Below are 22,703 nucleotides of genomic sequence, written 5' to 3' on the forward strand. Positions count from 1 at the left end.
GGGGCGGGTCCGGCCGTCCCGAGGGGGTCAGCGGCGGGATTCGCGCTCCGCGCGGACCCTGCGGAGCCGGTTCACCGTGACCGGGTCGTGGGCGAGCGCCCGCGGGTCGTCGAGGAGGGCGTTGAGCAGCTGGTAGTAGCGGGTGGCGGAGAGACCGAGTCCCTCGCGCACCGCCCGCTCCTTGGCGCCGGGGCCCGGCCAGGAACGGCGTTCCATGGCCAGGACGGCCTGCTCTCGTTCGCCCAGCGCGCCGGGTTCGGTGGTCATGTGACCAACCTAATGCCGCCCGCCGGGCGTTTCACTCGGCGCTTTCCGCCGTCGACGCGGCGCGCGCGATCCGGCCCAGCACCTCCGCGGGCTTGGCGTCCGGCGCGACCGCCTGCCCGATGTCCTTCTTGATGACCCCGCTGACCTGCGCCCAGGAGGTCTTGCCGACCGGCGGCAGCTGCGCGTCGGGCAGCGCCTGCAGGAACTCGCGGAGGCCCGCGTGCTCCGGGTCCGACTCCATCCGCGCGGAGGCCGTGATGGTGGCGGGCAGCAGGTCGTTGTCGCCGGCGAACTTCAGCACGTTCTCGTCGCTGAAGGCGAAGTCGAGGAAGGCGCCGATCTCCTTGCGGTGCCCGTTCTGCTTGAAGCCCATGATCCAGTCGGCGACGCCCATGGTGGCCCTGGCCTTGCCGGAGGCGCCGGGCAGGGCGATCTTGCCGACCTTGACGCCCTGCTTCTCGGCCTCCTGCATCAGCGAGGGGTGCCCGTTGAGCATGCCGACCTCGCCGCGGGCGAAGGCCGCGAAGGCCTCCTTGCGGTTGAGCTTGCCGGGGGCGACGGGGCCGGTGAGGCCCTCGGCGACGAGGTTGGTCCGCAGCCACTCGAAGGTGCGGACGTTCGCCTCGGAGTCGATCTTGTAGTGGTCGGTGGCGTCGGTGTAGCCGTCGCCGCCGCTGAGCAGCCACATCATCGTCTCGGCCTGGGCCTCCTCGGGCCCGAGCGGCAGCGCGAAGGGGTACTTCACGCCCTTCTTCTCCAGCTTGCGCGCGGCGGCGGCGAGCTCGTCCCAGGTGGTCGGGGGCGCGCTGACGCCGGCCTTGTCGAAGAGGTCCTCGTTGAAGAAGAGCAGCCGGGTGGAGGCGACGAAGGGCAGCCCGTACTGGGTGCGCTTGTGCTCGCCGGCCGCGACCAGCGGGGCGAGGAAGTTGGCCTGGACCCGGATGGAGAGGAGCTCGTCGGCGGCGTAGAGCTGACCGGCGGCCGCGTAGTCGGCGTAGGCGCCGATCTGGGCGATGTCGGGGGCCTGGCCGGCCTTGACCAGCTCGGCGACCTTGCGGTCGACGTCGTTCCAGGACTCGATCTGGACCTGGACCTTCACGCCGGGGTTCTTGGCCTCGAAGGCGGAGACCACGCCGGCCCAGTACTTCTTGGTGGAGTCGCCGCCGCCGAGGTCGTAGTCGGCGGCGATCAGCTTGAGGGTCACGTCGCCGGACTCGGCGTCCAGGGTGCCGCAGCCGGAGAGGGCGCCGGTCAGGCCGAGTGCGGAGGCCGCCGCGGCCAGTCCAAGGAATCGTCGCCGCTGCACAGCCGTAACCCACCCTTTGCTCGTGATCGAGGCGTCATCGGTCGAGGCGTCACCGAGCGCCGCCGATCCCCGTTGATCGCCGTTGAGCGGCAAGTTTCTCGCGCATGAACAGGGGCGGTCTACACCACTTGCATATCGCTTCTGCAACGCATCGCGGCTCGCCACCTGCGGGAATTTGTATCCGAGCTCAACAATCCTCCGCAGTGGACTAGACCTTTCGGGTCCCGAAGGGCGAGACTGTCCTCGTGAGACACGTCATCGCCCTCGATGTGGGCGGCACCGGTATGAAGGCCGCCCTGGTCGGGGCGGACGGCACCCTGCTCCACGAGGCCCGCCGCGCCACCGGCCGCGAGCGCGGGCCCGAGGCGATCGTCGAGACGATCCTGGGCTTCGCCGAGGAGCTGCGCGCCCTCGGCCAGGAGCGGTACGGAGAGCCCGCCGCGGCCGCCGGAGTCGCCGTCCCCGGAATCGTCGACACCGAGAACGGCATCGCCGTCTACGCCGCCAACCTCGGCTGGCGCGACGTCCCCATGCGCGCCCTGCTCAGCGAGCGCCTGGGCGGCATCCCCGTCGCCCTCGCCCACGACGTGCGCACCGGCGGCCTCGCCGAGGGCCGGATCGGCGCCGGGAACGGCGCCGACCGCTTCCTCTTCGTGCCGCTCGGCACCGGCATCGCCGGGGCCATCGGCATCGGCAGCGAGATCGAGGCCGGCGCCCACGGCTACGCGGGCGAGATCGGCCACATCGTGGTCCGCCCCGGCGGCATCGCCTGCGGCTGCCGCCAGCGCGGCTGCCTGGAGCGGTACGCCTCCGCCTCCGCCGTCTCCCTCGCCTGGGCGACCGCCTGCGGCGACCCCGACGCCGACGCCGCCGACTGCGCCAAGGCCGTGGAGTCCGGCGACCCGGCCGCCGTCCGCGTCTGGCAGGACGCCGTCGACGCCCTGGCCGACGGACTCGTCACCGCGCTCACCCTGCTGGACCCCCGCATGCTCATCATCGGTGGCGGTCTCGCCGAGGCCGGGGAAACCTTGTTCACACCCCTACGGGCCGCGGTGGAGGAGCGCGTCACCTTCCAGAAGCTGCCCGCCATCGTCCCGGCGGCCCTCGGGGACACCGCCGGATGCCTGGGCGCGGGCCTCCTCGCCTGGGACCTGCTCGCCGACCAGCACCCCGCCGACTCGGAGGTATCCGCCTGATGGCCGTTTCCACAGTTCTCACCGGGGCCCGCGTGGTGCTGCCGACCGGGATCGTCGAGAACGGACGAGTGATCGTCGAGAACGGCCGCATCGTGGGCGCCGCCCGCGAGGACGCACCCGCCCTCGACCTCAGCGGTCACTGGCTCGTGCCCGGCTTCGTCGACATGCACAACCACGGCGGCGGCGGCGCGTCCTTCACCTCCGGCACCGTGGACGAGGTGCTCACCGGCGTCCACACCCACCGGCTGCACGGCACCACCACCGTCGTCGCCTCCTTCGTCACCGGCGAGATGGACTTCCTCACCGAGCGCGCCGGCCTGCTCTCCGAGCTGGCCGAGCAGGGCGAGATCGCCGGCCTGCACTTCGAGGGCCCGTTCATCTCCCCGTGCCGCAAGGGCGCCCACGACGAGACGCTGCTGCGCGACCCCGACCCGGCCGACGTGCGCAAGCTGATCGACGCCGGCCGCGGCCAGGCCCGCATGGTCACCCTCGCCACCGAGCTGCCCGGCGGCATCGACTCCGTACGGCTGCTCGCCGAGCACGGCGTGATCGCCGCGATCGGGCACACGGACGCCTCGTACGAGCAGACCCAGGCCGCCATCGACGCCGGGGCCACCGTCGCCACCCACCTCTTCAACGCGATGCCCGGCCTCGGGCACCGGGCGCCCGGCCCGATCGCCGCGCTCCTGGAGGACGAGCGGATCACCGTCGAGCTCATCAACGACGGCACCCACCTGCACCCGGCCGCCCTGGAGCTCGCCTTCCACCACGCGGGCGCCGAGCGGGTCGCCTTCATCACCGACGCGATGGACGCCGCCGGCTTCGGCGACGGGCGCTACATGCTCGGCCCGCTGGAGGTCGAGGTGAAGGACAGCGTGGCGCGGCTCGTCGAGGGCGGCTCCATCGCCGGCTCGACGCTGACCCTGGACCGCGCCTTCAAGCGCGCGGCCACCATCGACCGGCTGCCGGTGGAGTCGGTCGTCCAGGCCCTCTCCGCCAACCCCGCCAAGCTGCTCGGCGTCTACGACCGGGTCGGCTCACTGGAGCCCGGCAAGGACGCGGACCTCGTCGTCCTCGACGCGGACTTCGAGCTCAAGGGCGTGATGCGCAAGGGCGCCTGGGTGGTCGAGCCGCAACTCGGCTGATCACGGGACGAGCCAGCTGAAAACGCGTCACCGAAGGTCGGCGGTCGGTCCAGGGTCTGGGCCAACCGCCTTCTCTTTGGCATGATCAGGGCGCCAGCAGCGCCCGATGGGGCCGACACGAGACGACGGGGGTGGCGCCGGTGATCCTCACGGTCACCCTCAACACGGCGGTGGACCTGACCTACCGGGTCCCCGCGCTCGTGCCGCACGCCTCGCACCGCGTCACCCAGGTCATCGAACGCCCCGGTGGCAAGGGCCTCAACGTCGCCCGGGTGCTCGGCGCCCTCGGCCACGAGACGGTCGTCACCGGCTTCGCGGGCGGAGCCACCGGCGAGACCCTGCGCGAGCTCCTCGCCGGAACGACCGCCGGGCAGCCGGTCCGTGACGCCCTGGTCCCCGTCGCGGGATCCACCCGCCGCACGGTCGCCGTCGTCGACGCGGCCAGCGGCGACACCACCCAGCTCAACGAGCCCGGCCCGGCCATCGCCCCGGCCGAGTGGGCCGCGTTCACCGCCCGCTACGCCGAACTCCTCGACGGGGCACGGGCGGTGGCGCTCTGCGGCAGCCTCCCGCCGGGCATCCACGTCGGCGCGTACGCCGAACTCGTCCGGCTCGCCCGGGGCGCCGGCGTCCCGGTCCTCCTCGACACCAGCGGCGAACCGCTGCGCCGCGGCATCGCCGCCCGCCCCGACCTGATCAAGCCCAACGCCGAGGAGCTGGCCCAGCTCACGGGCTCCCGCGAACCCCACCGCGCCACCCGCGACGCCCGCCGCCGCGGCGCCCACGCGGTCATCACCTCGCTCGGCCCCGAGGGCCTCCTCGCGGCCACCCCGGAGGGCCTGTGGCAGGCCTCCCCGCCCGCCCCCGTCCAGGGCAACCCGACCGGCGCGGGCGACTCGGCGGTCGCCGCCCTCCTCGCCGGCCTGGTCGACGGCGCCGACTGGCCCACCCGCCTCGCCCACGCCGTCGCCCTCTCCGCGGCGACCGTCCTCTCCCCGGTGGCCGGCGAGTTCGACGAGTCGGCGTACGAGTCCCTCCTCCCCCGCATCACGGTCGAGACCCCGGCTACGGCGGCCTGAGCCGGAACTCCCGGAGCACCGAACCCCCGGAAACACCGGCGGGGCCCCCGAAGGAGCCCCGCCGTTCGTCCGTCGCTCAGCCGCTCAGCCGCTCAGCTTGGTCTTGCTGATCTTCAGCCAGTCGAAGAGCGCGTCGCACTGGTTGCCCTGCTCGCACGAGAGCTTGATCGAGTTCTGACCCTGCTTCAGAGTGACCGGCGCCCAGGTGGTCTGCCAGTTCTTCTCCAGGTTGGGGTCCGAGGAGCCGACGAAGTTCTTCAGCCCTATCGGATTGCTGTTCGCCTTGTCATTGACCGTCAGCGTCGCGTTCGCGTCCTTCGCCGGGATCGCGTACCGCACGTAGAGGTAGTAGTCCCCGGCCTCGGGCACGTCCGCCTGCCAGGTCACCGACGAACCGACCGCGTTGAACCCGGTCACGTACGCGCCGTCCGCGCCCTCCGCGCCCTTGATGTCCTTCGCCAGCACCGCCGACCCGCCCAGCTTCAGCGTCGCCGCGTCCTGCTGCGGCAGCTGCGCCGGAGGCTGCGACGAGGGGCTGGGGTCGGTGGACGGGGATTCCTCGACCTGGGTGGGGGCGTTGGTCTTGCCGCCCGCGGCGCCCGCGTTGTCCGTCTGGTCGCCGCTGTTGGAGATGACCGCGGCCGCGATGCCGATCACGACGACCGCGACGACCGCGACCGCGCCGATCAGCAGGCCCTTGGTGTTGGGGCCGCCGCCGCGCCCGGCGGGGGGCAGCGGGGTCTGGCGGGTCTGGGGGCCGCCGGGGTACGTCTCGGGGGCCGCGTACTGCGGGTGCGGCTGGCCGTACGCCTGCTGCTGCGGGACGTGGGGCTGGGGGCGGCCGCCGTACTGGCGCTCGCCGACCGTGCGGACCTGGTTGTACGAGGTGCGGGGGACGCCCGGCTGGGACGCGGGGCCGGGGTAGCCGTAGCCGCCGCCCTGGGGTGGCTGGGCGCCTGCCGCCTGGCCGTCCTCGTAGAGGTAGCCGAACGGATCGTCGTCCTGGGGCGTCTTCGCGCCGTCGTTACCCGCAGCCATCCGGGTCACTCCCTTTCCACGCTCGCCAGCCGTCGCCGACCGGCCGAGCCTACCCCGAACGGCCCTGCGGGGAATTCCTCACTCCGTGTACGGGCCGTGAACGGGGGCCCGGGCACACCGCCTAGCCGGCCCGGCGGTGCATCTTCGAACGGGACCGCTTCTCGATGTACATCCGCTGGTCCGCGCTGTTCAGGACCTCTTCGACGGTCATGCCGCACTCGGCCCAGCCGATGCCGAAACTGGCCCCGACCCGGACCGCCCGCCCGTCGACCCGGATCGGCGGAATGATCGCGTTCCGCAGCCGCACCGCGAGATCGGCGGCGTCGGCCGAGCCCAGCCCGTCGGCGAGGACCACGAACTCGTCGCCGCCGAGCCGCGCGACCGTGTCCCCGTCCCGTACGCCCGTGGTGAGCCGGCGGGCCACCTCGATGAGGACGGCGTCGCCGGTGTGGTGCCCGAAGCGGTCGTTGATCGACTTGAAGCCGTCGAGGTCGCAGAAGAGGACGGCGAGCCCCTTCGTGCCGTCGTCGACCTCGCCGCCGGTGGGGGCGACGGAGTGCACGTGGTGGTCGTAGGCCCCGGCGGCGGCGCCGACCGGGGTGAAGCCGAAGCCGTGCCCGTGCCCCTGGTCGTAGTCGTACTCGTACGGCGGCTCGTACGCGTCGGCGGGGGCGCCGGAGCCCGCGAAGGGGCGCTCGCAGAGGCGGGCGGAGAGCCGGGAGCGGAGCTCGGCGCTGTTCGGCAGGCCGGTGAGGGCGTCGTGCGAGGCGCGGTGGGCGAGCTGGAGTTCGTGCCGCTTGCGTTCCTCGATGTCCTCGACGTGGGTGAGGAGGAAGCGGGGGCCGTCGGCGGTGTCGGCGACGACGGAGTTGCGCAGGGAGACCCAGACGTAGGTGCCGTCGCGGCGGCCGAGGCGCAGCTCGGCGCGGCCGCCTTCGGCGGAGGTGCGCAGCAGGGTGCCTATGTCCTCGGGGTGGACGAGGTCGGCGAAGGAGTAGCGGCGCATCACGGAGGCGGGGCGGCCGAGGAGGCGGCACAGCGCGTCGTTGGTGCGCAGCAGGCGGCCGTGCTGGTCGCCGCCCATCTCGGCGATGGCCATGCCGGAGGGCGCGTACTCGAAGGCCTGCCGGAAGGACTCCTCGCTGGCGCGCAGGGCCTGCTGCTCGCGCTCCAGGCGGACGAGGGCGCGCTGCATGTTGGAGCGCAGCCGGGCGTTGCTGATCGCGATGCCGGACTGGGAGGCGTACATCTGGAGGGCCTCGCGGCCCCAGGGACCGGGGTGGCGGCCGTTGCGCGGGCGGTCGACGGAGATCACGCCGAGCAGCTCGCGGCCGGAGCCCGAGGCGTACATGGGGGCGTAGAGGCGGTCGTGGGGGTGCCACTCGTCCTCGAAGCGGGGGGCGGGGCCCTCGGTGTGCCACTGCGGGACGTCGTCCTCGATCAGCACCCAGCCCTCGGTGTGCGGGATGAACCGCAGGTCGCCCCAGGCCTCGCCCATGGAGAGGCGGCGGTCCCAGGAGGCTCGGGAGCCGACCCGGCCGGTGATCAGCGCTTCGGCGGCGGGGCTGCCGGCGAAGGCGGCGACCACCAGGTCGCCGTCGGGGCGCACGAGGTTGACGCAGGCCAGCTCATAGTTGAGGCCCGCGACGATGCCGTCGGCGACGGCCTGCAGGGTGTCCGCCAGGCTGCGGGCGGTGTTGAGGTCCGCCACGACCTGATGCAGCTGCCGCAGGGTCGCAAGACGGACGTACGGCTCCGACTCGGTCTCCATCGCTCGCTCTCCCCGAGACCTCGACAGCTAACTCCAGGGTTCTCATCGGCTTCGTACTGCACTGTCCCAGCCACTGAATCACAGCGAGCTGTGCACCCGGTACACAGGGTCAACAAATACTGCACTCTGTGACTCAAGTCACAGCAGGTCGCAGGCCATTCCGAACCCTGCGTGAACGGCGTGCGGCGGATGGGCGAAAGGGGTCCTAGGACCGGCGGGGGAAGCCCGACTGGTCCCGCGGCCCGATGTAGGGGGGACCGGGCCCGGACTAGCGTGCGAGGGTGCTGCAGAAGACTCCCACCCAGCCCCCCGTGCACGACCCGGCCGTCCCCGGCCCGTCGGCCATCCCTCATGCTGAGGGGGTGAGCGACGACGAGTTCAGGGCGGCGATGTCCCGCCTCGCGGCGGGCGTGGTCCTGGTGACGGCCCACGACCCGGACGACGGCCCGTCCGGCGAGGACGTCGGCATGACGGCGACCGCGTTCCTCTCGGTCTCGCTCGACCCCCCGCTGGTCCTGGTCAGCCTCCGCAACGACTCCCGCATGGACGACCTCCTCGCCGAGGTGCCCGTCTGGGCCGTCTCGCTGCTCTCCGAGAGCCAGCGGCACGTCGCCGGGCGCTTCGCGATGAAGGGCCGGGTCAGCGACCGGCTGCTCTTCGCCGACCTCCCCTACACCCGCGGCCCGCACAGCGGCGCCCCGCTGATCGGCGGCGCGCTCGCGACGCTGGAGTGCCGCACGGAGAGCCGGGTGGTCGCCGGCGACCACACCCTGGTCGTCGCGCGGGTGCTCGCCACGACCCTGCCCTCGGCGGAGGGCGGGCCCCTGACGTACTTCCGCGGGAAGTACCGGACGCTGGGCTGAGCGGCCGGCCCCCCGGGCGGGGCTGCCGGTCACGGCGGCCACCGGTCACGGCGGCCACCCGTCACAGCGGCCACCCGTCACAGCGGCCACCCGTCACAGCGGCCACCCGTCACAGCGGCCACCCGTCACAGCGGCCACCCGTCACGGCGGCTGCCGGTCGCGGTGCTACCAGTCGCGGCCCTGGCGGCCGCGCTTGGTGTCCGAGCGCTGCTTCTTCTCCCGCAGCCGGCGCTCGTTGATGCCGCGCGGGATCTTCGTCGCGCGGCGCGGCTTGGGCGGCGGGGCGGTGGCCTCGGCCAGGAGCGCGGCGAGGCGGACGGCGGCGGTCTCGCGGTTGCGCCACTGGGAGCGGTGCTCCGAGGCGCGGACCGTGACGACGCCGTTCACCAGACGGCCCGCCAGGCGCTCCAGCGCGCGGGCCTTCCAGACCTCGGGGAACGCCTCCGTCGCGGCCAGGTCGAAGCGGAGCTCCACCTGCGAGTCGCTGGTGTTCACGTGCTGCCCGCCCGGCCCCGACGACCGCGAGAAACGCCACTGGAGCTCGGCCTCGGGGAGCGAGACGGAGCCGCGGATGAGATAGGGACCGGCCATGTCCTCCATGTTCCCCGCAGGGGCTCGGGGACGTCACCCCGTTTTCCACCTGGAACCGCCGGGGTCCCCCGCGCGTTATCGGGTACGAACACACCACGATGAAAGGGACTTCCCATGGCTGTAAGCCTCTCCAAGGGCGGCAACGTCTCCCTGACCAAGGAGGCCCCCGGCCTCACCGCCGTCACCGTGGGCCTCGGCTGGGACGTCCGCACGACCACCGGCACGGACTTCGACCTCGACGCCTCCGCGATCGGCGTCGACGGCACCGGCAAGGTCGTCTCCGACGGGCACTTCGTCTTCTTCAACAACAAGTCCACCCCGGACCAGACCATCGTCCACACCGGTGACAACCGCACCGGCGAGGGCGGCGGCGACGACGAGCAGATCAACGTCAACCTGGCGGGCCTGCCGGCCGGCGTCGACAAGATCGTCTTCCCGGTCTCCATCTACGACGCGGTCAACCGCTCGCAGAACTTCGGCCAGGTCCGCAACGCGTACATCCGCATCGTCAACCAGGCCGGCGGCGCCGAGATCGCCCGCTACGACCTGTCGGAGGACGCCGCCGTCGAGACCGCCATGGTCTTCGGCGAGCTGTACCGCAACGGCGCCGAGTGGAAGTTCCGCGCCGTCGGCCAGGGCTACGCCTCGGGCCTGGAGGGCATCGCCCGCGACTTCGGCGTCAACATCTGACCCGACCGCACGTGAAGAAGGAGGGCCCCGGCCCGCCCGGCAGCCGCCGGGCGGGCCGGGGCCCTACTGTTGCCCGTGTGATCGTCGAACCCCTGGCCGCCAAGGACCCGCGCGACCTCCCCGGCCCGCTGCTCACGGAACTCACCGCGCTGTACGCCTCGAACCACGCCTTCCAGCAGCTCAGCGGCGACTTCCCCGACCCCGACGACATCCGGCCCGAACAGGTCGCCGCCGCCCTCGCCGACGAGCTCGCCGAGCCCACCGCCGAGGTGCTGCTGGCCCGGTCCGGCGGCCGCCTCGTCGGCATCGCCGTCACCCTCGGCCGGCACCCCGACCCGGCCGACCCCGATCCGTGGCTCGGCCTGCTGATGGTGCACGCCGAGGAGCACCGGGCCGGCCACGGCCGCCGCCTCGCCGGCCACGTCGAGGACCGCTTCCGCGCCGCCGGGCGCGCCGGACTGAAGCTCGCCGTCCTGGAGAACAACCCCCGGGCGCTGGCCTTCTGGACCTCCCTCGGCTACGCGGAGACCGCGCGCCGCCCGGACCTCGCCCACGGGCGGGCCTGCGTCGTGATGCGCAAGCCGCTCCGGGAGGGCCCGGCCTGATCGACGAGGCACCCTAGGGCTGCGCGGGCTTCCCGTCCCCGTACAGCCAGACGTCCCACAGGTCCCCCAGGTCCCGGCCGGCCACCGACTCCACGTACCGCGTGAAGTCCTCGGTGGTGGCGGTGGCGTGCCGGTACTTCGCCGGCCAGCCGGCCAGGATCTCGAAGAAGGCGTCGTCGCCGACCGCCTGCCGGACCTTGTGCAGCACCATCGCGCCCCGCTGGTAGACCGGCGCGCCGAACAGGTCCTCGGCGGTGGGCGGTTCGGCCGGGGGGAAGGCCCAGGCGTCCTCGTCGGCGAAGGCCCTCTCGAAGCTCTTCTGCGCCGGCGTGTGCTCGAAGTCCTCCGCGTACAGCCACTCCGCGTAGGTCGCGAAGCTCTCGTTGAGCCAGATGTCCTTCCAGGACGCGGGCGAGACGGAGTCGCCGTACCACTGGTGGGCCAGCTCGTGGACGAGGGTCGGGGTGTCGAAGGAGCCGAGGGGGAAGACCGGGCGGCTCTGGGTCTCCAGGGCGTAGCCGACGTCTCCGTCCCGCTCGACGATCGCCCCGGCCGCCCCGAAGGGGTAGGGGCCGAAGTTCTCCGTCTGCCACTTCAGGATCTCCGGCACCCGGGCGCGCAGCGCCGCGGTCTCCGCGGCGACCTGCGGGTCGGCGGCGGTGAGCACGGGGACCTTCCCGAGGGCGGTCGCGGACGTCGTGTCGTACCGCCCGATGGCGAGGGTCGCCAGATAGCTGGCCATGGGCTCGGGCGAGTGCCAGACGGAGGTGGTGCGCCCGTCGGCCGTCGTCTTCTCCGAGGTCATGACGCCGTTGGACAGGGCCTTCAGCCCCACGGGGACGGTGACGGTGACGTCGTACGCCGCCTTGTCGGACGGGTGGTGGTTGCCGGGGAACCAGGCCATCGAGCCGGTCGGTTCGCCGACCGCGAGCGCCCCGTCGGCGGTCTTCAGCCAGCCCTCCTCCGAGCCGTCCGCGTCCGTGACGGTCTCCGGTACGCCCTCGTACGTGACGACGGCGCGGAACTCCGCGCCCTCGTCGATGTCGTCGGCCGGGCGCAGGGTCAGCTCGTTCCCGGCCCGGCTGACCGCGGCGGGCTCGCCGTCGACGGTGGCCCCGCGGACGGTGAGCCCGGCGAGGTCCAGGTTGAAGGCGCTGAGGTCCTGGGTGGCCTTCGCGGTGATCTCGGCACGGCCGTCGAGGCGGCCGGTGGCGGGGTCGTAGGCGAGGGTGAGGCCGTAGTGGCCGACGTCGTAGCCGCCGTTGCCGAGCCGCGGGAAGTACGGGTCGCGCAGCCCGGCCGCGCCGGGCGTGCCCTTGACCCCGCCGGCCCCGCCGCCGGTGCAGCCGGCGGCGAGCAGGGCGACGGCGAGCGCGAGGGCTCCTGCGGTACGGACTCCTGCGGTGCGGGGACGGCTGCGGGTGTTCACGAACCGATCCTAAACAGACGTGCGAACGGATCGGTGTACGAATCAGCCGGCGCCCGGACCGGGGTCAGCGGCGCCCGGCGGGGGGTCCGGGCGCCGCTGACGTGCGGGGTTCCACGCGGCGCGGCCCGCACGGGGTGCCGCGTGGAGGGGGATCAGTCGTCGAGGGACGCCACGCCCGCCTGGGCGAACTTCTCGTCCAGGTCGCCCGAGGGGGCGCCGGCCACGCCGATGCCGGCGATCGGGGCGCCGTTCGCGGTGACGGGGGCGCCACCGGCGAGGAAGAGGGTGCCCGGGATGTCCTTCAGGTTCGGAGCCTGGGCGAGACGGCCCGCGAGGACGGAGGTCGGGGCGTTCCAGGAGACGGCGGTGAACGCCTTGCGCTCGGCCGACTCGTAGGACTGCGGGCCGGCACCGTCGCCGCGCAGGGTGACGATGGTGTTGCCGTTGCGGTCGACGACGGCGACGGAGACCCGCTGGTTCTCCTTCTCGGCGGCCTTCAGCGTGGCCTGCGCGGCCTTCGTGGCGGCCTCGATCGTCAGGTGGGTGTCCTGGCGCAGGTTGTCCTTGTCGGCGCCGGCCTTCTTCGCGGCCACGGCGGCGGGCGCGGCCTGCGGGGCGGAGGCGTTGGCGGAGACGGCGCCGAAGGTACCGGCGGCGAGGACGACGGCGGCGGTGGTGCCGAGGAGGATCTTCTTCTTCATGGCGGGCTCCTGGGAGTCGGGTACGGCGGCCGGTATCGGTGTTCCGTTCGCTCTGATATCGATCCTCGGCCCGCAATCCGGGCCGTACGGTCCACGTTCCGGCTCGGCCCGCCGCGCATAGTGGAGGACGGGGGTGTCAGCCGATCGGTTGATGCCGCCCTGGTCCCCCTGGGCCAGGATGGGACCGTACCCCTGGGTGTCCTCCCAGGTCAGAAGCGATGGCGAGAGGGCGGACGATGGAGCAGGGCCGGCAGGATCCCGACGCCCGCTGGCTGGCGCGGGTCATGCACGTCGCCTTCTTCCTGCTGCTCGGCGCCTCCCTCGCCCGCTTCCTGCTGCGCCATCCGTGGGAGGACCGCAGCCCCTGGATCGTCGCCCTCTCGGGCGCGCTCGCCTCCCTCTACCTCCTCGGGCCCGTCCTCGGCACCCGCGCGACGCCCCGGCGGATCGCCTGGCTGAGCACGGTCGTCGCCGTGTGGATGGTCCTGGTGGTGCTGGCGCCCAGCTTCGCCTGGTGCGCGGTGCCGCTCTTCTACACGGGCCTGCGCACCCTGCCGCCGCGGGCCGCGCTCGGCCTGGTCGGGCTGCTCACCGTCTTCGTGGTGGCGGCCCAGGTGAAGCTGTCGCACGGCGGCTGGGACCCCAACCTGGTGATCGCCCCGCCGGCCGTCGCCGCCATCGCGACCGCCGTGTTCGTGCACGCCGAGCGGCAGGCGGACCGACAGCGGGCCCTGATCGACGACCTGATCCGCACCCGCAGGGAGCTGGCCGCGACCGAGCGGCGCGAGGGCACCCTGGCGGAGCGGCAGCGGCTCTCCATGGAGATCCACGACACCCTGGCGCAGGGCCTGTCCAGCCAGCAGATGCTGCTCCAGGCCGCCGACCGCACCTGGGACGGCGACCCGTCGACCGCCCGCCGGCACGTCCGTACGGCCGAGTCGATCGCCGAGCGCAACCTCGCCGAGGCCCGCCGCTTCGTGCACGACCTGGCCCCCGCGGACCTCGCCGAGGGCGGCGGCCTGGAGGAGGCGCTGCGCGGCCTCGCCACCCGCGAGTCGGCCGCGTTCCGGGTGGACGGGACGGCCGTCGCGCTGCCGGACCGGGTGCAGTCGGCGCTGCTGCGGATCGCGCAGGGCGCCCTCGCCAACATCCGCGAACACGCCGGGGCCACCTCGGCCGCGATCACCCTGACCTACCTGGACGACCAGGTGGTGCTCGACGTCGCCGACGACGGGCGCGGCTTCGAGCCGGCGTCCGGCCGCCCCGACGGGGGCGTACGGGGCCACGGCCTGCCCGCGATGCGGGTGCGGGCCCAGCAGCTGGGCGGCACCCTGACCGTCGAGTCCGCCCCCGGCGAGGGCACCGTGCTCTCCGCCGCGATCCCCCTCCCACGCCCCCTGGAGGCAGGCGAGTGACCGTACGGATCCTGCTCTGCGACGACCACGCCGTCGTCCGCGCCGGACTGCTCGCCCTGCTGGGCAGCGCCCCCGGCATCGAGGTGGTCGGCGAGGCGGGCAGCGGCGAGGAGGCCGTCGCGATGGCCGGCCACCTGCGGCCGGACGTCGTCCTGATGGACCTCCAGCTCGGCCCGGGCATCGACGGCGTCGAGGCCACCCGCCGGATCGCCGTGCCGGGCTCCGGCGTCCACGTCCTCGTCCTCACCACGTACGACACGGACGCGGACATCACCCGCGCGATCGAGGCGGGCGCCACGGGCTATCTGCTGAAGGCCGAGCGCCCGGAGGAGCTGTTCGCCGCGATCCGCTCCGCCGCGCAGGGCCGCACGACGCTGTCGCCTCCGGTCGCCAGCCGGGTGATGGACCGGATGCGGGGCGCGGCGGGCCCGACGCTCACCGACCGGGAGCGCGACATCCTCGGGCAGCTGGCCCACGGCCTGGGCAACCGGGAGATCGCCCGGGCGCTGTTCATCAGCGAGGCGACGGTCAAGACCCACCTGGGCCGCATCTACGCGAAGCTCGGCGTCGACACGCGCGCGGGCGCGGTGGCGGTGGCGAAGGAACAGCGCCTGCTGCCGTAGGCCGCGGCGCCGGTGCGCCCGGGCGCCCGGCACGGCGCCGGGCACGGGCGGCCACGACGCTGCTACCCTGCGTTGCCATTCCAGCGCACAGTGTCATGTCCCCGTGGGAGCGCACGTGAAGATCACCGTCGTCGGCGGCGGGCCCGCCGGCCTGTACTTCTCGATCCTGATGAAGCGCCAGGACCCGTCCCACGAGATCGCCGTGTACGAACGGAACCCGGCCGGCTCCACGTACGGCTGGGGCGTCACGTACTGGGCGGGCCTGCTCGACAAGCTGCGGGCGGGCGACCCCGCCTCCGCCGAGGCGATCTCCGCCGCCTCGGTCACCTGGACGGACGGCGTCGCCATCGTCCGCGACGAGCGGACCGTGCACCGCGGCGACGCCGGCTTCGGCATCGGGCGCCGCCGGATGCTCGGGCTGCTCGCCGACCGGGCCCGGGAGCTCGGCGTACGGGTCGAGTTCGAGCACGGCGTCGGCGGCCCGGACGCCCCCGAGCTCGCCGGATCCGACCTCGTCGTGGCCGCCGACGGCGTGCACAGCGCGCTCCGCGAGGCGTACGCCGACCGCTTCGGCGCCGAGCTGACCAGCGGGCGCAACCACTACATCTGGCTCGGCACGACCAAGGTCTTCGACTCCTTCAGCTTCGCCTTCAAGGAGACCGAACACGGCTGGATCTGGTGCTACGCCTACGGCTTCAGCGGCGAGCGGTCGACCTGTGTCGTCGAGTGCTCCCCCGCCACCTGGACCGGCCTCGGCATGGACCGGATGAACGAGGCCGACAGCCTGAACCTGCTGGAGAAGCTGTTCGCCGACCTCCTCGACGGCGAGCCGCTGATCGGGCGCGAGCACGCGGACGGCAGCGCGCAGTGGCTGACCTTCCGCACCCTGACCACCCGGACCTGGCACCACGGCAACCTGGTCCTGCTCGGCGACGCGGCCCACACCACCCACTACTCGATCGGCGCGGGCACCACCCTGGCCCTGGAGGACGCCCTCGCGCTGGCCGCCGCGCTGCGCCCGGCGGGCGACCTGGACGCCGCCCTCACCACGTACGGCAAGCGCCGCCGCGCGGAGCTGGTCTCGGCGCAGAGCGCGGCCCGCTACAGCGCGCAGTGGTACGAGAACCTGCCCCGGTACATGGCGCTGGAGCCGGCCAAGATGTTCGCGCTGCTCGGCCAGCGGCACTCCCCGCTCCTCCCGCACGTCCCGCCCCAGCTCTACTACCGGCTGGACCGCGCCGCCGAGCAGCTGGAGCCGCTGCGCCGCTTCAAGCGCTGGCTGGGGCCGCGGGTGGCGAGGGCGGTGCACCGGTCCTCGCGGGCATGACACCATCTCCCCGTGCTCGACATCGGCTACTCGCTCTCCCGCCGCTTCCCCGACCCGCCGCAGACGGACTACCGCAGCGCGGACGTCCACGCCCTGCGCCACGACCTGTTCTGCGGTGACGTGTACCTCGCGGACACGGAGAAGGACCAGGAGGTTTCCACAGCCTGGGGATGGGTGCCGGTGCTCGACTTCGCGTGGGCGCTGTGCGACATCGTCGAGCAGCTCGACCGCGACCCGCGCGGCAGCCGCGCCGCCCAGCCGCAGTACGCGGAGCTCGACTTCACCGAGTCCTCGGACCGGATGCTGTTCGAGCGCCGCTTCGGCTGGGTGGACGTCGAGGCCGACTGGATGCCGGGCGACGAGCCGCCGCTCACCTTCAACCACGCGGCGCTGCGCCGCGAGGCCCGCGACTTCCTGCACGACCTGATCGCCGACCTCACCGACATGCACGAGGGCCTGGCCGACAACCCGGCCGTGTGGTCCCTCCAGGCCCGCTTCCCGCGGGTCGCGTAGGGGCGGGGCGGAGCGCCGGGCCGCCGGAGGTGCGGGGCCCGGCGGGGACGGAAGGCCCCGGGCCCCCGGAGGTGCGGGGACGGAAGGCCCCGGGCCCCCGAAGGTGCGGGGACGGAAGGCCCCGGGCCCCCGAAGGTGCGGGGCCGGAAGGCACCAGGCCCCGAAGGGTGCGGGGACGGAAGGCCCCGGGCCGACGCCGCAACCGGGGCCGGGTACCCGGGGCCGGCGGCCACCCCCGCCCCCGCCCCGCCCTCCGTCCCAGCCGTCAGTCCTCCACCCGCACCCCCAGCTGCGCCGCGAACACCGACGCCAGGTCCAGCAGCTGCCCCGTGGAGATCACCGCGCCCGCCAGCGCGTCCACTCCGCGGACGATGTCCAGGCGCTGGGCGGTGCGCAGGTCGACGTCCTTCAGCTTCGCCCGGCCGAAGTCCGCCCCCGTCACCACGCAGTCCCGGAACTCCACCCGCTCCAGCGTCGCGCCCCCGAAGTCCGGCTCGCTCAGCACGCAGCCCTCGAAGAGGACGTCCCTCAGCTCAGCCGTCCGCAGGTTCAGATAGTCGATCTTCCCGCCCCGCACCCACACCCGCTCCAGGACCGCCCCGTGCAGCTGCGTCCCGCCGAGCCGGGCCACCCCGAACTCCACGTCCCGCAGCTGCGCCCCGGCGAGATCGGTGCCGACCCCCCGTACCCCTTCGAGCACCGAGTCGACGAAGCGCGCCGACCGCAGCCGCGTCTCGTCGAGCGCGCAGCCGCGCACCGCGCAGTCCAGGAACCGCGCCCCCGCGCCGTCCTGGCCCGCGAGGTCGAGGTCCGTGAACTCCAGCCCGTCGTAGTCCCCGTCCGGGTCGAGCCCGGGACCCTCGTACACCGCCAGCGGCGGCAGGCGCACCTCCGGCTTCCTCACCCCGGCCACTCGCTTCACCGTCTTGCGCGTCATGCCCCCCATCGTGACGCACGCCACTGACAACGCCCCGGCCCCGATGTCACGAACCCGCCCCCGCCGCCCGTCCTGTGCGTGAGACCCGACACCGGGCCGGGCAGACGAGGGAGCGAGAGATGCGGAACACGCGGAAGATCACCATCATCGGCGGCGGCTTCGCCGGACTCACCGCGGCCGTCACCGCCGCCGAGGCGGGCGCCGAGGTCACCCTGCACGAGTCGCACCACAGCCTCGGCGGCCGGGCGCGCACGGCGGAGGGCCCGTACCTCACCAACGACGGCCCGCACGCGATCTACGCCGGCGGCCCGCACTGGACCTGGCTGAAGCAGCGCGGACTGCTCGGCGAGCTCGCCCCGCTGCCGGCCCTCGAAGCCGCCCGGATCCGCTTCCACCACCGGGGCGCGCTGCGCCGCACGCCCCCGTTCGGGCTGCTGCGGCAGTCCTTCCGCAAGGGCGAACAGGCACCCGTGGACGTCGACTTCCTCACCTGGGCGACCGGCCTGATCGGCGAGTCCGCGGCCCGCGCGGCCGCCTCGTACTGCGGGGTCGCGCTCTACCACCACGACCCCGGCGCGCTGTCGGCCCGCTTCGTGCAGGAGCGGCTGCACCGGGCCGCGTCGATCCCGGCCGAGGCGCACTTCATCAAGGGCGGCTGGGGCCGGCTGATCGACCGGATGGCGGCGCACGCCCGGGAGCTGGGGGTACGGATCGAGACCTCCTCCCGGATCGACTCGCTGCCGACCGACGGCGGCCCGGTCGTCGTCGCGACCGCCCTCAGCTCGGCGGCCCGCCTGCTCGACGACCCCTCCCTCACCTGGGAGTCGGGCCGCACCGTCCTGTTCGACCTGGCCCTGCGCACCCGCAAGGGCGACCCGTTCGCGATCTCCGACCTGGACGCGCCCGGCTGGATCGAGCGCTTCACCACCCAGGACCCGACCCTCGCCCCGGCCGGCGAGCAGCTGATCCAGGCCCAGATGCCCATCGCCCCCGGCGAGTCGAAGGCGGACGGCCTCGCCCACGTGGAGCGCCTCCTGGACCTGGGCTTCGCGGGCTGGCGCGAGCGGACGGTGTGGCGGCGCGACGCGGTCTCCAACGGGCGTACGGGCGCGGTGGACCGCCCCGGCACGACCTGGCGCGACCGGCCGGCGATCGACCGGGGCGACGGCGTGTACCTGGCGGGCGACCAGGTGGCGGCGCCGGGCGTGCTGGCGGAGGTGTCGTTCACGAGCGCGGTGGAGGCGGTGTCGCTGGCGCTGCGGGCCTCGTCGCACGGGCCGCGGGGGGCCACGGGGACCACGGGGACCGAGGCGACCGCGGGCACCACGGGGGCCACACGGACCGAGGTGACCACGGGCACGACGGGCACCACGGGGGCGGCAGCGACGACCACGGGGGCGGCAGCGACGACCACGGGCACGCAGGAGGCCCGGCCGCTTGACCTCAAGCGCGGTTGAGGTCGCAGGCTGGGCCCACCACGGAACACCCGCCCACGGTCGGCGGGCCCAGCGGCCCACCGGCCCGCCGAACAGGGGAGCCCCCATGCACGCCATCCGCCTCCACGCCTACGGCCCCGCCGAGAACCTGACGTACGAGCGGACGCCCGACCCCGTCCCCGGCCCCGGCCAGGTCCGGATCAAGGTCGCGGCGGCCGGCGTGCACGTCCTCGACACGGCCCTGCGCGAGGGCGACCCGGGCCCCTTCCCCGCCCCCGTGGAGCTCCCGACGGTCCCCGGCCGCGAGGTGGCCGGCACCGTGGACGCGCTCGGCGAGGGCACGGACCCGGCCTGGCTCGGCAAGCGGGTGGTCGCCCACATCGGCATGGCCCCCGGCGGCTACGCCGAACTCACCGTCACCGAGGCCGCCCGCCTCCACGCCCTCCCCGACCACCTGGGCGAGGCGGAGGCGGTGGCGATGATCGGCACGGGCCGCACGACCCTCGGCATCCTGCAGTTCACGGAGCTCGGCCCCGAGTCGGTCGCGATCGTGCCGGCCGCGGCGGGCGGCATCGGCACCCTGCTCGTCCAGTACGCGAAGAACGCGGGCGCCACCGTCATCGGGCTCGCGGGCGGCCCCCGGAAGACCGCGCTGGTCCGCGAGAACGGCGCCGACCTGGCGGTCGACTACACGCGGCCGGAGTGGCCGGAGGAGGTCCGCGCGTACCTGGGCGGGCGCGCCGCGACGATCGTGTTCGACTCGGTCGGCGGCGACACCGGCCGCGCGGCGGTCGACCTGCTCGGCGAGGGCGGCCACCACCTGGTCTTCGGCTGGTCCGGCGGCGGCGAGCCCCTCACGTTCACGGAGGAGGAGCTCGCCGCGCGCGGCATCCGCTCCGAGGGCGTCCTCGGCCCGGTCATGATCCAGAAGGCGGGCGGCGACGTCCGCAACCTGGAACTCGCCGCCCTGGAGGCCGCCGCGTCCGGCACCCTCCGCCCCGCCGTCCACCGCTTCCCGCTCGCGGAGGCGGCCCGGGCCCACCGGGCCCTGGAGACCCGGGGGACGACGGGCAAGGTGGTCCTTGTGCCGTAGCGGTCAGGTCCGCCGTACGGAAGAGGGGCCAAGTCCGCCTGACGGCAGAGGATGCAGGTCCGCCGTCAGGAACCGGCGCGCCTCAGACCCCGATCACGTCCCAGGAGTGCCCCTTGAACTCCTTCAGGAAGTCGGGGTGGTCCTCCCACATCCGGGCGATGGAGCGCAGCACGTCCCAGTTGTGCTCCAGCGCCTGGTCCACCACCTGCCGCAGCGCCGGCTCCGTCTCGCGCTTCTCCACCAGACCGTTCACGGCCGAGGCGGCCTGCACGCTGTAGCGGAGCGCCCGCAGGGCCCGGGAGGTGTCGTCCATCCCGAACCCGTGGTCGCTCCCGTTCTCGGGGTCGAAGAGCGGCGTGAGGCGCGCCTCGATGAAGCCGGTGATCCGCTCGAACCGCTGCTGAATACCCATGTCGCGCATGTCGCTGACCTTGTCCATGCCCCCTTCCTACACCCCCGCCCGCCCCAGCTCCGCCAGCGCCCCGTCCGTCAGCCGGTACACCGTCCACTCGTCCTGGGGCCGGGCGCCGAGGGACTCGTAGAACTCGATCGACGGCTTGTTCCAGTCGAGGACCGACCACTCCAGGCGCTCGTAGCCGCGTTCCACGCAGATGCGGGCCAGTTCGGTGAGGAGGGCCTTGCCGTGGCCGCCGCCCCGGAGGTCGGGGCGGACGTACAGGTCCTCCAGGTAGATGCCGTGCACTCCGCGCCACGTCGAGAAGTTGAGGAACCAGAGGGCGAAGCCGGCGACCTCGCCCTCGGGCGTCTCGGCGATGTGGGCGTAGGCGGCGGGGCGCTCGCCGAAGAGGGCCTCGTGGAGCTGGGCCTCGGTGGCGCGGGCCTCGTCGAGGGCCTTCTCGTACTCCGCGAGGTCGCGGACCAGGCGGTGGATGACGGGGACGTCGGCAGGCGTGGCGATACGGATCATGGGCTCAGGGTGCACCGGATCAGGCCGTCCGCGACAGGAGCGTCCGGGCGATGGACACCTGGTCCTCGTCGAGGGCCGGTTCGCCGTCCTCGACGTCCCACAGGCCGTTCTGCAGCACCCGCCCCAGCGTCCAGGCGCGGGCCCGCGCCCGGTCCAGGCCCAGTCGCTCGGTCAGCAGGTCGAAGCGCCACAGGGTCTCCGCCGGGTCCGGGTCCCCCAGGTCGGTCAGGGCGGGGAGCAGGTCGAAGCCGGGGTCGCCGGCGAGCGGCTTCGGGTCGATGGCCAGCCAGGGTTCGCGCTCGGCGGCCAGGATGTTGTCGTAGTGCAGGTCCCAGTGGAGGAGGCGGTCCCCGGGTTCGGGGAGGACCTCGCGCACGGCCGCCGCGCAGTCCTTCAGGAGCCGGGCGTCGTCGGCGCCCAGCCGCTCCGCCGCCCGGGGCGTGTCGGCGAGCATGGCGGCCGCGATGTCGGCCAGGGTGCGCAGGCCGGGCGGGGCGGGCAGCGCCGTCAGCCGGGCCAGCAGCCCGGCCAGGACGTCCACCGCCTCGCGGGGGTCCGGGTGGGTCGACAGGTGGCGCGTCTCGTCGGCCCGTTCCAGGAGCATCGTGCCCGTCTCCGGGTCGTGGTCGAGGAGGCGCACCGACCCGTTCCCGGCCCAGGCCCGCAGGCCCGTCGGCTCCCCCTCGCTCTCCTCGTCCAGGAGCTGGAGCTTGAGGACGGCCGGGGTGCCGTCCTTGCGCACGGGCAGGACCAGGGAGGCCACTCCGTGCATCGACGGGCCGGTGAGGTGGAGGTCCCAGCGGTCCAGGAAGGCCTCCGCGCGGGCCGGCAGCCCGGCGATGAACGCCCGGCCCGCCTCCCCGTTGTACTTCGCCTGCGACGCCGCGAGTTCCTCGGGTACGTGGATCACACGCCGAGCCTAGACACCGGCGTCGCGCAGCGCCTCCGAGAATCGGGCCGCGTCGTAGAGGCCGTTGCCGGCGGGCAGCGGCCTGCCGTCCACCAGGACGGTGGGGGTGCCGCCGACGCCCGCGTCCTCGAAGGCCTTCTCCGAGGAGGCCACCCAGTCCTTGTACGCGTCCTCCCGGACGGCCTTGTCGAAGGCCGCGCCGCGCAGGCCGGGCACCCGGTCCGCGATCCCGAGGAGGTGGTCGACGGAGTAGCCGTCCTTCGACTCCCCCGAGGGCTGGCTCGCGAACAGCGTCGCCTGGTACGTCGCGAACGCGCCCGGGCCCGCCTCCGCCGACGCCCGCAGCGCGTTGGCAGCCCGAGCCGAGGCCGTACCGCCCGTGCGGGCGTCCAGGAAGGAGGCGATCACGTACTCGACCCGCACCTTCCCGGCCGCCGCCTGCTCCGCGAGGACCTTCCCGGCGGCCGCCTCGAACTTCGCGCAGTAGCTGCAGCGCGGATCGACGAAAACCGTCACGGTGTGCGGCGCCTCGGGCTGCCCGACCACGATCCGGGGGCCGTCCACGGACGCCGGCAGCTCGGCCAGCACGGCCGTGTGGTCCGCCGACTCCACCGCCGGCTGCGCCGCGGCGGTCGGGGAGTCCTGCGAACAGGCCGTCCCCGCAAGGCCGATGACGGCGACGGCCAGCGCGGCGGCCACCGCCCGCCGGGTCCTGCGTACACGCATGACGAGGTCCTTCCACGACGGGCGACAGGCGACGGAATCCGTATCCACGACCGTAGGCGCGGCCCCGCCGCCCGGGCCGCCGCGAAAGGCCCGTATCCACGGGACCAAGGGCCC

General features: G+C 73.9%; 23 protein-coding genes and 1 pseudogene. 12 read left to right on the plus strand and 12 right to left on the minus strand.

The window, feature by feature from the left end:
• Nucleotides 1-27 precede the first annotated feature (27 nt).
• Nucleotides 28-267, minus strand: coding sequence for a DUF3263 domain-containing protein (locus tag ABD981_RS18410; protein ID WP_046911131.1), 240 nt, complete (start codon nucleotides 265-267; stop codon nucleotides 28-30).
• A gap of 31 nt (nucleotides 268-298) precedes the next feature.
• Nucleotides 299-1,573, minus strand: coding sequence for an extracellular solute-binding protein (locus tag ABD981_RS18415; protein ID WP_046911130.1), 1,275 nt, complete (start codon nucleotides 1,571-1,573; stop codon nucleotides 299-301).
• 245 nt (nucleotides 1,574-1,818) lie between these two features.
• Between ABD981_RS18415 and ABD981_RS18420 the strand changes: the two genes are divergently transcribed.
• The 3 genes from ABD981_RS18420 (at nucleotide 1,819) to ABD981_RS18430 (ending at nucleotide 4,993) form a co-directional block, all read left to right on the plus strand.
• A complete protein-coding gene (locus ABD981_RS18420) occupies nucleotides 1,819-2,769 on the plus strand; it encodes an ROK family protein (protein ID WP_123955069.1) in 951 nt (316 codons plus the stop codon).
• Complete coding sequence (gene nagA, locus ABD981_RS18425; RefSeq protein ID WP_046911128.1) at nucleotides 2,769-3,914, plus strand: N-acetylglucosamine-6-phosphate deacetylase; 1,146 nt, start codon at nucleotides 2,769-2,771, stop codon at nucleotides 3,912-3,914. Before ABD981_RS18420 ends, nagA begins: the two co-directional genes overlap by 1 nt.
• 140 nt (nucleotides 3,915-4,054) lie before the next feature.
• Complete coding sequence (locus tag ABD981_RS18430) at nucleotides 4,055-4,993, plus strand: 1-phosphofructokinase family hexose kinase (protein ID WP_046911147.1); 939 nt, start codon at nucleotides 4,055-4,057, stop codon at nucleotides 4,991-4,993.
• A gap of 84 nt (nucleotides 4,994-5,077) precedes the next feature.
• On the opposite strand, the gene ABD981_RS18435 is transcribed toward ABD981_RS18430, so the two are convergent.
• Together ABD981_RS18435 and cdgB are read right to left on the minus strand one after the other, a co-directional pair.
• Nucleotides 5,078-6,031, minus strand: a complete 954-nt coding sequence (locus ABD981_RS18435; RefSeq protein WP_046911127.1) for a CBM35 domain-containing protein — start codon at nucleotides 6,029-6,031, stop codon at nucleotides 5,078-5,080.
• A gap of 121 nt (nucleotides 6,032-6,152) precedes the next feature.
• Nucleotides 6,153-7,802, minus strand: a complete 1,650-nt coding sequence (gene cdgB / locus ABD981_RS18440; RefSeq protein ID WP_046911126.1) for a diguanylate cyclase CdgB — start codon at nucleotides 7,800-7,802, stop codon at nucleotides 6,153-6,155.
• 281 nt (nucleotides 7,803-8,083) lie between these two features.
• Here cdgB and ABD981_RS18445 point away from each other — a divergent pair, with 281 nt between their 5' ends.
• A complete protein-coding gene (locus ABD981_RS18445; protein WP_240495434.1) occupies nucleotides 8,084-8,665 on the plus strand; it encodes a flavin reductase family protein in 582 nt (193 codons plus the stop codon).
• 165 nt (nucleotides 8,666-8,830) lie between these two features.
• Here ABD981_RS18445 and arfB read toward each other — a convergent pair whose 3' ends face one another.
• Nucleotides 8,831-9,256: an alternative ribosome rescue aminoacyl-tRNA hydrolase ArfB gene (gene arfB / locus ABD981_RS18450; RefSeq protein WP_205628291.1), complete on the minus strand. Its 426-nt coding sequence runs from the start codon at nucleotides 9,254-9,256 to the stop codon at nucleotides 8,831-8,833.
• A gap of 114 nt (nucleotides 9,257-9,370) precedes the next feature.
• Between arfB and ABD981_RS18455 the strand changes: the two genes are divergently transcribed.
• Both ABD981_RS18455 and ABD981_RS18460 read left to right on the plus strand, forming a co-directional pair.
• Entirely contained in the window at nucleotides 9,371-9,946 is a 576-nt protein-coding gene (locus ABD981_RS18455; protein WP_046911123.1) for a TerD family protein, read from the plus strand.
• 77 nt (nucleotides 9,947-10,023) lie between these two features.
• Nucleotides 10,024-10,551: a GNAT family N-acetyltransferase gene (locus ABD981_RS18460; protein ID WP_046911122.1), complete on the plus strand. Its 528-nt coding sequence runs from the start codon at nucleotides 10,024-10,026 to the stop codon at nucleotides 10,549-10,551.
• A 13-nt stretch (nucleotides 10,552-10,564) separates the two neighbouring features.
• Here the strand turns inward: ABD981_RS18460 and ABD981_RS18465 are convergent, their stop codons facing one another.
• Together ABD981_RS18465 and ABD981_RS18470 are read right to left on the minus strand one after the other, a co-directional pair.
• Nucleotides 10,565-11,980 (minus strand): M1 family metallopeptidase, encoded by a 1,416-nt coding sequence (locus tag ABD981_RS18465; protein ID WP_046911121.1) that lies wholly within the window; start codon nucleotides 11,978-11,980, stop codon nucleotides 10,565-10,567.
• Nucleotides 11,981-12,132: 152 nt separating this feature from the next.
• Nucleotides 12,133-12,681: a GlcG/HbpS family heme-binding protein gene (locus ABD981_RS18470; RefSeq protein ID WP_046911120.1), complete on the minus strand. Its 549-nt coding sequence runs from the start codon at nucleotides 12,679-12,681 to the stop codon at nucleotides 12,133-12,135.
• 218 nt (nucleotides 12,682-12,899) lie between these two features.
• Between ABD981_RS18470 and ABD981_RS18475 the strand changes: the two genes are divergently transcribed.
• The 4 genes from ABD981_RS18475 to ABD981_RS18490 all read left to right on the plus strand — a co-directional run bounded on the left by ABD981_RS18475 (nucleotide 12,900) and on the right by ABD981_RS18490 (nucleotide 16,559).
• Entirely contained in the window at nucleotides 12,900-14,096 is a 1,197-nt protein-coding gene (locus ABD981_RS18475; RefSeq protein ID WP_046911119.1) for a sensor histidine kinase, read from the plus strand.
• Nucleotides 14,093-14,719: a response regulator gene (locus tag ABD981_RS18480; RefSeq protein ID WP_046911118.1), complete on the plus strand. Its 627-nt coding sequence runs from the start codon at nucleotides 14,093-14,095 to the stop codon at nucleotides 14,717-14,719. The genes ABD981_RS18475 and ABD981_RS18480 overlap by 4 nt, the downstream gene beginning before the upstream one ends.
• A 115-nt stretch (nucleotides 14,720-14,834) precedes the next feature.
• Complete coding sequence (locus ABD981_RS18485; protein ID WP_046911117.1) at nucleotides 14,835-16,046, plus strand: FAD-dependent monooxygenase; 1,212 nt, start codon at nucleotides 14,835-14,837, stop codon at nucleotides 16,044-16,046.
• A 12-nt stretch (nucleotides 16,047-16,058) separates the two neighbouring features.
• The gene (locus ABD981_RS18490) at nucleotides 16,059-16,559 is read left to right on the plus strand and encodes a hypothetical protein (protein WP_046911116.1); all 501 of its coding nucleotides are present in this window, start codon (nucleotides 16,059-16,061) and stop codon (nucleotides 16,557-16,559) included.
• Nucleotides 16,560-16,824: 265 nt separating this feature from the next.
• On the opposite strand, the gene ABD981_RS18495 is transcribed toward ABD981_RS18490, so the two are convergent.
• On the minus strand, nucleotides 16,825-17,496 hold the full coding sequence (locus ABD981_RS18495; protein WP_240495433.1) for a pentapeptide repeat-containing protein: 672 nt from the start codon (nucleotides 17,494-17,496) through the stop codon (nucleotides 16,825-16,827).
• 119 nt (nucleotides 17,497-17,615) lie between these two features.
• Between ABD981_RS18495 and ABD981_RS18500 the strand changes: the two are divergent.
• Together ABD981_RS18500 and ABD981_RS18505 are read left to right on the plus strand one after the other, a co-directional pair.
• Nucleotides 17,616-18,755 (plus strand): annotated as a pseudogene (locus tag ABD981_RS18500) (FAD-dependent oxidoreductase); the annotation flags it as partial.
• A gap of 283 nt (nucleotides 18,756-19,038) precedes the next feature.
• On the plus strand, nucleotides 19,039-20,025 hold the full coding sequence (locus tag ABD981_RS18505) for a zinc-binding dehydrogenase (RefSeq protein ID WP_046911114.1): 987 nt from the start codon (nucleotides 19,039-19,041) through the stop codon (nucleotides 20,023-20,025).
• Between the two features lie 82 nt (nucleotides 20,026-20,107).
• On the opposite strand, the gene ABD981_RS18510 is transcribed toward ABD981_RS18505, so the two are convergent.
• Genes ABD981_RS18510 through ABD981_RS18525 form a run of 4 tightly spaced genes read right to left on the minus strand, consistent with a single transcriptional unit; the run spans nucleotide 20,108 to nucleotide 22,589 of the window.
• On the minus strand, nucleotides 20,108-20,464 hold the full coding sequence (locus ABD981_RS18510) for a hypothetical protein (protein WP_240495432.1): 357 nt from the start codon (nucleotides 20,462-20,464) through the stop codon (nucleotides 20,108-20,110).
• Between the two features lie 9 nt (nucleotides 20,465-20,473).
• Entirely contained in the window at nucleotides 20,474-20,953 is a 480-nt protein-coding gene (locus tag ABD981_RS18515) for a GNAT family N-acetyltransferase (protein WP_046911113.1), read from the minus strand.
• A 19-nt stretch (nucleotides 20,954-20,972) separates the two neighbouring features.
• Complete coding sequence (locus ABD981_RS18520) at nucleotides 20,973-21,863, minus strand: aminoglycoside phosphotransferase family protein (protein ID WP_046911112.1); 891 nt, start codon at nucleotides 21,861-21,863, stop codon at nucleotides 20,973-20,975.
• Nucleotides 21,864-21,872: 9 nt separating this feature from the next.
• Complete coding sequence (locus ABD981_RS18525; protein WP_046911111.1) at nucleotides 21,873-22,589, minus strand: DsbA family protein; 717 nt, start codon at nucleotides 22,587-22,589, stop codon at nucleotides 21,873-21,875.
• Nucleotides 22,590-22,703 lie beyond the last annotated feature (114 nt).

This window comes from Streptomyces showdoensis (assembly GCF_039535475.1).
In the GTDB taxonomy this organism is placed as follows: domain Bacteria; phylum Actinomycetota; class Actinomycetes; order Streptomycetales; family Streptomycetaceae; genus Streptomyces; species Streptomyces showdoensis.

What these genes read in the sequence shown, in the direction of transcription:
- ABD981_RS18470 (WP_046911120.1), bottom strand. Translation starts at nt 12,681, where the DNA reads ATGAAGAAGAAGATCCTCCTCGGCACCACCGCCGCCGTCGTCCTCGCC.
- ABD981_RS18525 (WP_046911111.1), bottom strand. Translation starts at nt 22,589, where the DNA reads ATGCGTGTACGCAGGACCCGGCGGGCGGTGGCCGCCGCGCTGGCCGTC.
- ABD981_RS18435 (WP_046911127.1), bottom strand. Translation starts at nt 6,031, where the DNA reads ATGGCTGCGGGTAACGACGGCGCGAAGACGCCCCAGGACGACGATCCG.
- ABD981_RS18410 (WP_046911131.1), bottom strand. Translation starts at nt 267, where the DNA reads ATGACCACCGAACCCGGCGCGCTGGGCGAACGAGAGCAGGCCGTCCTG.
- ABD981_RS18515 (WP_046911113.1), bottom strand. Translation starts at nt 20,953, where the DNA reads ATGATCCGTATCGCCACGCCTGCCGACGTCCCCGTCATCCACCGCCTG.
- ABD981_RS18510 (WP_240495432.1), bottom strand. Translation starts at nt 20,464, where the DNA reads ATGGACAAGGTCAGCGACATGCGCGACATGGGTATTCAGCAGCGGTTC.
- ABD981_RS18475 (WP_046911119.1), top strand. Translation starts at nt 12,900, where the DNA reads ATGGCGAGAGGGCGGACGATGGAGCAGGGCCGGCAGGATCCCGACGCC.
- ABD981_RS18505 (WP_046911114.1), top strand. Translation starts at nt 19,039, where the DNA reads ATGCACGCCATCCGCCTCCACGCCTACGGCCCCGCCGAGAACCTGACG.
- ABD981_RS18495 (WP_240495433.1), bottom strand. Translation starts at nt 17,496, where the DNA reads ATGACGCGCAAGACGGTGAAGCGAGTGGCCGGGGTGAGGAAGCCGGAG.
- nagA (WP_046911128.1), top strand. Translation starts at nt 2,769, where the DNA reads ATGGCCGTTTCCACAGTTCTCACCGGGGCCCGCGTGGTGCTGCCGACC.
- arfB (WP_205628291.1), bottom strand. Translation starts at nt 9,256, where the DNA reads ATGGCCGGTCCCTATCTCATCCGCGGCTCCGTCTCGCTCCCCGAGGCC.
- ABD981_RS18455 (WP_046911123.1), top strand. Translation starts at nt 9,371, where the DNA reads ATGGCTGTAAGCCTCTCCAAGGGCGGCAACGTCTCCCTGACCAAGGAG.
- cdgB (WP_046911126.1), bottom strand. Translation starts at nt 7,802, where the DNA reads ATGGAGACCGAGTCGGAGCCGTACGTCCGTCTTGCGACCCTGCGGCAG.